Source organism: Bradyrhizobium sp. CFUWI (assembly GCF_056429085.1).
The window spans coordinates 18,154-28,429 of record NZ_JBWJZE010000036.1 but is presented as its reverse complement, the minus strand read 5'-3'; the positions used below and the strand labels follow the sequence as shown (position 1 = coordinate 28,429).

Here is a 10,276-nt window from a genome sequence, read left to right as displayed (position 1 = left end):
AACGGCAGAGGAATGCCGCACGCTCCCGCATCAAATGGATGTTCAACACGGACACGGCCCGAGCCAAAATGGGCCGCGCCTATCCCAACTCTTCCAAAGAGTCATAATCACTGTGCAGGGCTACTAGCGGCTCCGCGCTTTGTCGGATTTGTCTGCCATGAACGTTGATCAGCATGGAATGAAAGGCGATACCATGAAGAATCTGATTTCGGTCACCGCCAAGGCAGGAGGTACCGCCACTAATGCCTCTGGCACGACGACGCCTACCGCGCTGGCGGTCGAGCACAGAATGGATGATAGCACTGACTTATATCTTCCTAAAGGGGAGGGCGTCTTTGCCGACACGGTCAGATCGGATCGACCAGCTAGCTTCACGCTTCAGAACGGCCTCCAGGTGGTCGTGATCCCGGATCATCGCACACCCGTTGTGACTCAGATGATCTGGTATAAGGTCGGTTCCGCCGACGAGCCGCCTGGCAAATCGGGGCTTGCGCATTTCCTCGAACACCTGATGTTCAAGGGCACCTCCAAACATCCAGCGAATGAATTCTCCAAGGCCGTCCTGCGCGCCGGCGGCAATCAGAACGCCTTCACCGGGCTCGACTACACCAGCTACTTCCAGCACGTGCCGCGCGAGCACCTCGGCAAGATGATGGAATTTGAAGCCGACCGCATGACCGGTCTCATCCTCAAAGATGAGGACGTGCTTTCCGAGCGCGACGTCGTGCTGGAGGAATTCAATATGAGCGTCGCCAACAATCCGCGTGAACGTCTCGCCGAGCAGATGATGGCGGCGCTTTACCTCAACCACCCCTATGGACGCCCGATTATCGGGTGGCGCCACGAAATCGAAAAGCTTACCCGAGAGGATGCGCTTACTTTCTACAAGCGCATTCATGCACCGAACAACGCGATCCTGATCGTCGCTGGCGACGTCGCCCCTAAGAAAATCCGCTCGGTGGTGACGGAGACATTTGGCGCCATCCCCACGCAAGCATCAATTCCCCTGGAACGCCTTCGGCCGTAGGAGCCGACGTCGGCCGCGCCGCGCACAGTGACGTTGGCCGATGCCCGCGTCGAGCAGCCAGCCCTGCACCGCTATTATCTCGTACCATCGGCTCACACCGCGGCCGCCGGCGAGGGTCCAGTGCTTGACGTGCTCGAGCAGTTGATGGGCGGCGGTGTCAACTCATACCTCTATCGCTCGCTGGTGGTCGAAAAGCAGCTCGCGGTCACTGCCGGAGCGAGTTACCACTCGGCCGCGCTCGATCCCTCGCTATTCGCGGCTTCTGCCGTACCAAAACCCGGCGTCAAACTCAGCCAGATCGAGCGCTCCATCGACGAGGTAATAGCCGACATTGCGGGTAATCCCGCGAGCACCGCAGATCTCGAGAGGGTCAAGACGCGGCTGATCGCGCGGGTAACCTACGCCCAGGACAATCAGGAGATGCTCGCACGCTGGTATGGCCGCGGCCTCACAACGGGACTATCCATCGACGATATTCGGGGCTGGCCGGATGGCATCCGCGCGGTCGGTGCCCAGCAGGTGCAGGGGGCCGCGCGGAAATGGTTCGACAAGAAACGAGCGGTGACCGGCTATCTCATCAAAGAGTCCACCGTAAAACACGGGGAGAAGCTCTAATGATCCATCCTTGCACACGACGTGAGGTCCTCCTTGGGGCAAGCTCGCTCTCAATCGCCACGCTCGCTTCGCCCAATTCGCTTGCCGCCACAAGGACGCATGCCCGGACCAGGATCAGGCGCCTGGTTTCGTCTTGCGGTATAGAAGCCTGGTTCGTGCAGGATTCCACTGTCCCGTTGATCGCGATGGAATTTGCCTTCACCGGCGGCGCGACTCAGGACCCCGAACAAAAACCTGGCGTAAGCCACATGGTTGCTGGCCTGCTCAAGGAGGGTTCCGCCGAGCTTGACTTCAAGACCTTTCATGAGCGGCTCGAGCATCGTGCCATTGATCTGCATTTTCACTCGACCCATGATCACTTCCGCGGTTCCTTGCGCACGCTCGAGGACAACGCAGACGACGCCTTCGACCTTTTACGGATGGCGCTAACCTCGCCCCGTTTCGACGCGGCCGATGTCGAACGGATCCGTGCCACTGTGCTTGCGAGCCTTCGGCACGACTCGACCGATCCTTCGTCTCTGGCCCATCGCAAGTTCCTCGAGGTCGCCTTTATCAATCATCCTTATGCTCGCCCAGTCGGGGGCTCGCTGGAAAGCGTGCCGAAGGTCGAAGTCGCGGATCTCAAGGGCTATGTCCGACGCGTGCTCGCAAAAGACACGCTCAAGCTCGCGGTGGTCGGCGACGTCGATCCAGAGGTCCTCTGCAAGCTGCTCGACAAAACCTTTGGCAGCCTGCCGACCAAAGCGGAAGCGACGCCGGTTTCCGACGTCATCGCAGCAAAGCCGCCGCAGCGGGTCTTTTTTCCGCTCGACGTTCCGCAGACAGTTGTAACTTTTGGCGGTCCAGCCGTCCGTCGCACCGAGCCCGATTTCATGGCCACCTATGTGGTCAACCGCATCCTCGGCGGCGCCGGCCTGACGTCGCGTTTGTTCCGCGAAGTCCGCGAGAAGCGCGGACTAGCCTACTCCGTTCGTGAGAACCTGGTCTGGCTGGATCATTCAGCCATGTTTCTCGGCAATAGCGGCACTTGCGCCGATCGTGCCGACGAAACGGTCGAAGAAATCGAGAAGCAGGTCCGCCACATCGCTGAGAAAGGACCGACTCAGCAGGAACTCGATGATGCAAAGTCCTACCTGAAGGGCTCGCAAATGCTGGCTCTCAACACATCATCAAAGCTTGCGCGGACGCTGCAGCAGCAGCAGCTTGACAAGCTGCCCATCGACTATTTCGAAAAGCACAACGCCGTGGTCGATGGGGTGACGTTGGCAGACGCCAAGAGAGCAGCGCGGCGGCTGTGGGGCGATGGTCTGCTCACGATTATCGTTGGCCGCTCTCCAAATGACGCAACGCAGCCGACCACCGTGCCATCGGCGACCATACTTCCGCCAGGGGCCCGGCAGCTAAATGCCGCTCCGATGGCGCCACCGAATTGACTTTCTGGCAGCCAGGCGCTTAGCAAGCACCTGGCTGCTCCGCACAGAGTGCGCCTAGCCACCCGCCTTTAGCTCGCGGACAGCTACCATGCGGCCGCTCGAGCACGGTTTTTGCTCAATCGCGTTGCCAAATAAGTAGTCCGGGTTGAAGTCTTCAGGGCAACCAAATGCAAGATAGAAAATAGCCCCGGCGAACAGTAAGTTGAGGCACTGTCGTCCTGCCATTGGGCAATAGCTCAGGCGTGGAAATAACCCCTTACCAAATGGCTTGTCCCAATTCTCCATTTCCAGGCTATCAGCGATGGCCGCATCGGAGCTCTTCGCAGCGCCAGAGGATCGCTACTTTCGATCGCCTTCGGCCTGCGCTCGAGCTGCGTTAAGCCGGCAGGGCTGTACCGTGGCGCCAGCGGCATCGATGCCCCTCCAGCGCAAACCTAGGGAATGTCTGGCAGACTCCGGTGGTTGCCCCATATGAAGGCAAGCGTGGTGTAGCTTTACGCCGAGGCCGAATATGCAGACCAACTATATAAAGCGCCACCGACCAGAAGAAACGAGAAGTGGACGCGCACCTCGCATTCCCTTTCAGGCGGGCTTGCCCGAGTAAACTGAAAGGGTGATCAGAGTGGGCGCTTCAAAACGGTAACGTACACCGTCCGACGCCCCCAGGAAGCGGCCCAGCGAGAGCGCACACGCGCCAGGCCATCGTTCATTCCGCGCAGCTTCCCGCAGCGCCCGAGGGGAGGATCGCCGGTCCTATTCGCTCGACGCCGGCCTTCTTTTGACGCAGCGTCCTCGATCTCGCTTGCCACCGATGTTGCGCCGTCGGGCGTGCCCGCTCAGCCTTCGATCTCGTTCTCCATGAGACGATAATCTCGGCTCGACGCGAACAGATGTGTGCTTGCTATTTGCGTCAGCAGCCCGTTTCAGCGCTCGCACATCTCGATCTCTTTAGCAGAGTGAGAGCTCGCTCGTTCAGGGTCATTGTCTGCCGAAAAGACGACGATCTGTTCCAGCGGACCTTTGATGATTTACCAAGCCATAGTCGTACCGCGTAGCACACCACCTTTTCTTCCCCGAGCTCGCAATCTAACGCTACGTAAGATTCGGTCGCTTTATGCCAATCTAGATAGCGGCGTCGATAGATAACTTATGGCAACGCAACGATCACCACAGGCAGGCCATTGGTTCTTGGCGGCACGCATTCCAGCCGCTTACAAACCTCACCTAGATCACCACCACGAGTGATTTACTCACCATTATCGGCTTGCATCGTCATTGCAATCCAAGGCCGTCACTCGCTTGATGTTGAAATGTTCATCGGTTGCAGATCTCTCTCATCCGAAGGTTCATTGCCCCTTCTTTCTGCCATGTTCGCATCCAAAGCAGAGACGCGTCGGTTGCGCAGTTTGCGCGCGGCAATAGCGAGTGTCTCAGGAGATTTCCATGGTGAAGCCAGTTGTAATTGTGGTAGGTGCGGACAAGGGAGGGGTCGGCAAAACCACCGTATCACGAACGCTACTGGACTACTTCAGCGTCAACAACGTGCAAACACGCGCATTCGACACGGAGTCGCCGCGGGGAACGCTGAAGCGCTTTTATCCCGAGATCACCGAGATCGTTGACATGACGGCGACAGCGGACCAGATGAAGATCTTCGATACCCTGAACTCAGGGCTGTCCGTCACTGTCATTGATGCTCGCGCAGGCTTACTGTCCTCTGCGCTGGCTTCCTTGCGCGACATCGGATTTCTGGACTCAGCGCGGTCTGGCCAGATAACATTCGCCGTATTCCATATCCTGGGATCATCCATCGCTTCGTTAGACGAAATCGCGGAGACCGCGACCTTCATGAACGGCGCAAAGTACTACCTAGTCAAGAACTTCATCAACGACACTCAATTCTTCCAGTGGGATCAAGCGACCTATAATTCCTATTTTCACCGCATCAAACATGCGACTGAGTTGGTCATACCGAAGCTCAACGAGATGGCTTATGAGCAGGTGGAAGTTGCATCCGTCCCATTCGTAGACTTCGTCGCGAACAAGGGGCGGAACGATGAACCCGCGAACAACTCCTTCGTGCTGCGCGGTTATGTCCGGCATTGGCTGGCAAATGTCTGGAGCGAATTTGATCGCATCAACTTGACGGAATTGGCCGGCGCCAAGTCCGCTACCCGGCCCGGCGAGAAGTAGTCGCATTTCGGCGAGCTCAGGTCGGGCCCACGTACGAAACGAAATTGATCTGCTGGCTATGTTAGCGACCCCCATCTACATCATTTGCTCTCCTAGCCCGCAGGTCGGTAAAACTCTCATCGCTCGGGCCATGAGCGAGTTCTTGCTGCTGAAAAACGGCACAGCACTGTCGTTTGATGTCAACTTGAAAGAGCCGTCGTTGCTCGACTACCTCCCTAACATCACGGAGACCGCGGATGTGATCGACACTTATGGCAAGATGCAGCTGATGGACCCTCTTATCATCCACGACCGGGTCGCCAAGGTAATCGATCTCGGCTTTCACGCCTTCGACGAATTCTTCAGGATGTGCGAAGAGATCGGCTTCATGAAGGAGACGGCGCGCTGCTATGTCGCCCCCATCATTCTCTTCATCGCAGGCGCTGACCGCATCTCCTTTCGCGGTTATGAAATGCTGCGGCGGCGAATTCCGGCGGCGTCGCTGGTCACCGTCCACAATGAATTCGTGCTTCGTGGCGAATTACCTGAAGCGATGGACGGCGAGCGGGTGCTTCGGATTCCCGCGCTTCCGCTGTTCCTCAAGAGATATATAGACCGGCTTGGCTTTTCCTTCACTGGATATCTACGCAACGAGAATGACTGGTCCACCGAGCTGCATCAATGGATCCGACGGAACTACAGCATGTTTCGCGATCTGGATTCGAGTGTGATGTTGCGAAAGGTCTATCGATCTCGGGGCACGGATATCGACAGCCTACGTTGCACAAGGGCTACTTGAGATTCCGATCTGCCTGCCATCTATGCGTCAGGTCTATGGGTCGCTTCGATGGCGCTCTCAAGGGTCTCGAACGCATGAATTTCGATTTACGACCCTTCAGTGGACTGCGTATCTTTGCTCACCGAACGAACGGGCGGGAAAGTCGCGAGTCTTCGGATGCAATTATTCGGCAGGAATGCGGAGCGAAGGAATGGCCGCTCGATGACCAGCGCTATGCTTGATACTCCAGGGACGAAGCATCTGTGATGACTCCAATTGATGATGCATTAAGTGAGATCAGATCCCTGCGGAGCGAAATCTGGCGGTGCCGTCGACTCCTTAAAACGGACCTACCTGGCGCGGAGCGCAAGGCCGTCGAGAATCGTCTGGTTGAACAACTTTCTGCCTTTGAATGGCTCTTGGCGACGGCGTTTCCTTTGACCTTGAGCCCGAAACGGTATTCGGCCAAGAGCATCACGATCGGGCAAACTGATTCCCCTGAAGCGCCCATCGACAACGCCGCAATGGCATCAAGCAGTTCCTTCGGGAAGTCGATGGGCGGATAACAAAAGAGGTTTCCTGGCTCTATCTGTGTCTTTAGCCCGGCAGTCGAAAACGGGCTATTCTCCAGCTGAGACACCTGAAGAAGACCACGACGGAACAACCTCCAACGCTAACGTTCCGGCGATCTTTTGCCAGTTATAGCCTGCCGGAAAATACTTCGTTGCCGACCACAACGCCATAGATTGATGGGCAGCACGAATTCCTGCAGATGTCCTGCCGTAACCACCGCAGTTACACAGATTGTCCTTCCGACCAGCTACGACCAAGTCGATGGCAATCTCACGGCGGGCCCAAAGTCGGCGGATCGCTGCAGCGCTGAAGAGCGCAACTGCTTCAGTACGAAATTGAAGTTCAGAGCGCATGCAATCTCGTAGCACGCGTGGGCGCACATCGATCGCTGATCGGGGCCAATCGATTCACGGAGCTCAGCCCCCGGATAGATGAACTGCGGCGCGGCAGGCTGATGCTTCAGCCCGATCGACTTTCGGCCAAACTCTGGCCCGCAGGTCTGAACACCTCACTGTCGCTCAATTTCTGCAACTGCCACTCGGACGCCTCACTCTCGATGGAGGACGACCGGAAGCCTATTGAGACGCCGTCTTGGTCCTTCTTTTCTCTCCGCCGCAATTGGCATGATGCGGCGGCATTCGCCGCGTAAATTCTTGAAATTGTCCCTAAGGCAAAAGATGGCTACCTCCACATCGCTAGGCCCTCTAAAGCGGTCACAGAAGCGCATCACGTCTAGTCTGCATGACATTAAGACTTGCTCGGCCCCACGATCTCGCGCACGAGCTTGTTCTGTGCACCACGTGGCCGCGATCGCGATCACGATCACAGCGAGGGCGGATGCACAGCAATGCGCATTGCAAATCCAGCTCATTCGTTGCTCTTTATTCACCAAACCTGTCTTAAGTCGCATATCCTTCACTATTATTCTTTGCCCCGCGAGCGTCATCTGTTTGCCGGATACGGCGCGTCGGCAGCCATGATCGCGCCTGTTGCGGGGCAGCCGCAATGATTAAGGCCTCCATCGTCCCGCCACGCGCAACACGCTCATTGCGAAGACGGAGGTACGGCAAAGATTGGCCGTTTAGCGCATGTGTGGCGATGCTGTCTCCCCGGTGGCGTTCTACTTCGTAATGCCTACAACCTGACGCCACGGTCGATTCAAGGACTTTGAGCGTCCGGCACGTGTGAATACGTGCTGAGACGGGCATACCCACATTTGGTGGCAGTAGGACGAACTCCTGACAACTGCACGCCTGACCGACTGCACCGCGGGGTGGGGGTTGAAGCTCAAAGCGCACGCATCGAGCCGAGCAGCGACAAGCTGCGCCGGCGCAGCTCGCTTTGTTCGCGGTCCCAGCCAGCTGACCTGCAGAGTCAAAGAGTGCCGTACGGGTGAGTTTCCGAGAAGCACGGAGGCGTGGACCGACAGGCCAGGATTCCTGTGGCTGGATGATGATTCGTCGCACGGGTCACGTACCGTTGATTCGACAGCCTCAAGCCGCTTGCTGCAATTCACAGTACGCAATTGCTTGAAACCAGCTCAGTAGGCTTCGACCTTGAGCCCCCTGGCACGCTGGTTGCTATAGCACCGGCGGAGCGTCGGCCTGGGTGCAGCCTAGCCCAGCATACGGAAGACACCATTCGCTGACTGCTGCACGTCGTTCTGCGGGCGGACGCGGACCGAGCGCTATGTTTGCGATTCCACGATCTAGGAGAAAAGCGAGACATCACATGAGGAAGCGGTACGCGAGCTTTCCAGGGCCGGTAGGTTAAGTGTTGTGGCCTCAGCCATTCTGGTTTCCCCCGCAGCAGGCGCCAATGAGGATTTGATGCGCGTCGCCAAGCGGATTTTCAAGCCAATTCCCTCAGTCGCTCCAGCGGTGAAGGACAATCCTATCACCCATGAAAAGATCACACTTGACAAATCCTTATTTTTCGATTCGAGGCTATCGGCGAGCGGCGTTATTAGCTGCAATACGTGTCATAACCTTGGGACGGGCAGGGTAGATGCCGGCCGGAGGTCGATTGGTCATCGTTGGCAGCTGGGGTCACGTCGTGCGCCAACAGTCTATAACGCGGTCTTCAACGTGGCGCAGTTCTGGGATGGTCGAGCGGCGGATCTTAAGGCGCAAGCCGCAGGCCCTGTCCAGGCCAGCGTCGAAATGAATGCGACGCCCGATCACGTGCTCAAAACATTGAATTCAATGACCGATTATGTCGTTATGTTCAGTAAGGCTTTTCCAAACGAAGTGGCGCCCGTTACGTTTGAAAATTTCGCCAAGGCCATCGAGGCTTTCGAGGCAATCTTGATTACTCCCGCCGCCCCCTTCGATCAGTACCTCGAGGGCGATGAATATGCTCTCAGCGATCAGCAGAAAACCGGGCTAAAGCTATTCATCGAAAAGGGATGTTCCTCTTGCCACAACGGAATTAACGTCGGTGGACAGGATTATTTTCGCTTCGGCGTCATTAAAGGGCCAGCCGAAAGCCTGCTTCCAAAGGAAGACAAGGGTCGTTTTGCCGTCACTAAGGATCCCGGCGACGAGTATGTTTTCCGCTCGGCGCCATTGCGCAACATCGCATTGCGTCCGCCCTACTTTCATTCTGGTCAAGTTTGGAGTCTTAAGCAAGCGGTCGGCGTCATGAGTGAGGTTCAGCTTAGAGCAAAGCTCAGCGATGAAGAAACTGACGAGATTGTCGCCTTTCTGAATTCGCTCACCGGGCAGCTGCCGAAGATCGAGTACCCGATACTGCCCACGCGCACCATTGCAACGCCAACGTCCTCCTTAGACAAATAGGCCTTCACGATAGCGTAGGCGATCCAAGCTGGAGCATTCAGCAGGCTCAAATTGCGGACCTCAAGCCCCAACCCGTTCGTCGCCGACGCCAGAGTTCCTTAGGCGCCGGTCAAGTCATCCGTCTTGGGCAGCTCAATCCTGCGTCGACTCGCGAGGCAACGAAGGCCCGCGCGCCCTGAAATACGTCGGCAACCCGTGCTGCTAGGAGACGTTCTGCCGTAGCTCGCGGGCACCGCATATCATCTCACATCAGCCCTTTTTCCAAGCGCCCGGCCGCCGACCTTCTCCTCCGCACAGATCGGAACGTGCGCCATCGGATGGCATCCACTTGTCCCTCATTGACGAGTTTTACGGCCGCATGTTCGCCAAAGCACCATCCCCAATCCAAAAGGCGATGGATCATCCTCAGCTTCCACGTGGTAGCTCCTACATGTGCGCATGGTGACGCGAGCGTCCACAGTCCTACAATAAGATGTGACGACTTAAGATGTCGGGTGGAGACCGATACAAAACCTCCCTTGCCGCAAGACGCGCAGATATTCCTTGAAACGGCACGCGGATTGCTGGGTAGGGATCAATCAGTCGCCGCCAAAGAAGGGGCGCGGGGAGCCGGAGTTTCAATGAGATTTATCCGATTCATCCTGATCGATCTGGCTTTGATGCTGGTCGCACCCGAGAATGCAGAAGCCATGACCGTAGCTCCCGGCGCAAACTTCAAATCGGCTCGCAAAGCCGTGGGATCCTTGATGCGGATTTCGGGCCCCGAGCCAGTATTCAGCTCTGGCCTGAGCCGGCATCTTTACCGCCAAACCTCTCGAGCCGCGCAATTTGGACATTCAGCAAAAGCCTCCGGGCCGGCGAAGCAGGCTGAAAACCTCGC

At 57.2% G+C, this 10,276-nt stretch carries 6 protein-coding genes and 1 pseudogene; 6 read left to right on the top strand and 1 reads right to left on the bottom strand.

Going from position 1 to position 10,276, the window contains the following annotated elements; translation table 11 throughout:
• Positions 1 to 289 precede the first annotated feature (289 nt).
• The 5 genes and pseudogenes from AC066S_RS36240 (at position 290) to AC066S_RS36220 (ending at position 6,591) form a co-directional block, all read left to right on the top strand.
• Positions 290 to 1,642 (top strand): annotated as a pseudogene (locus tag AC066S_RS36240) (M16 family metallopeptidase).
• Complete coding sequence (locus AC066S_RS36235; RefSeq protein WP_126261676.1) at positions 1,642 to 3,075, top strand: M16 family metallopeptidase; 1,434 nt, start codon at positions 1,642 to 1,644, stop codon at positions 3,073 to 3,075. The pseudogene AC066S_RS36240 and the gene AC066S_RS36235 overlap by 1 nt, the downstream one beginning before the upstream one ends.
• A 1,443-nt stretch (positions 3,076 to 4,518) precedes the next feature.
• Positions 4,519 to 5,268: a P-loop NTPase family protein gene (locus tag AC066S_RS36230; protein WP_126261675.1), complete on the top strand. Its 750-nt coding sequence runs from the start codon at positions 4,519 to 4,521 to the stop codon at positions 5,266 to 5,268.
• 58 nt (positions 5,269 to 5,326) lie between these two features.
• On the top strand, positions 5,327 to 6,046 hold the full coding sequence (locus AC066S_RS36225) for a hypothetical protein (RefSeq protein WP_126261674.1): 720 nt from the start codon (positions 5,327 to 5,329) through the stop codon (positions 6,044 to 6,046).
• Between the two features lie 245 nt (positions 6,047 to 6,291).
• The gene (locus AC066S_RS36220) at positions 6,292 to 6,591 is read left to right on the top strand and encodes a hypothetical protein (protein WP_235884893.1); all 300 of its coding nucleotides are present in this window, start codon (positions 6,292 to 6,294) and stop codon (positions 6,589 to 6,591) included.
• Positions 6,592 to 6,645: 54 nt separating this feature from the next.
• On the opposite strand, the gene AC066S_RS36215 is transcribed toward AC066S_RS36220, so the two are convergent.
• Positions 6,646 to 6,951 (bottom strand): hypothetical protein, encoded by a 306-nt coding sequence (locus tag AC066S_RS36215; protein ID WP_126261672.1) that lies wholly within the window; start codon positions 6,949 to 6,951, stop codon positions 6,646 to 6,648.
• 1,437 nt (positions 6,952 to 8,388) lie between these two features.
• Here AC066S_RS36215 and AC066S_RS36210 point away from each other — a divergent pair.
• On the top strand, positions 8,389 to 9,396 hold the full coding sequence (locus tag AC066S_RS36210; RefSeq protein WP_430642559.1) for a cytochrome-c peroxidase: 1,008 nt from the start codon (positions 8,389 to 8,391) through the stop codon (positions 9,394 to 9,396).
• Positions 9,397 to 10,276: the final 880 nt, after the last annotated feature.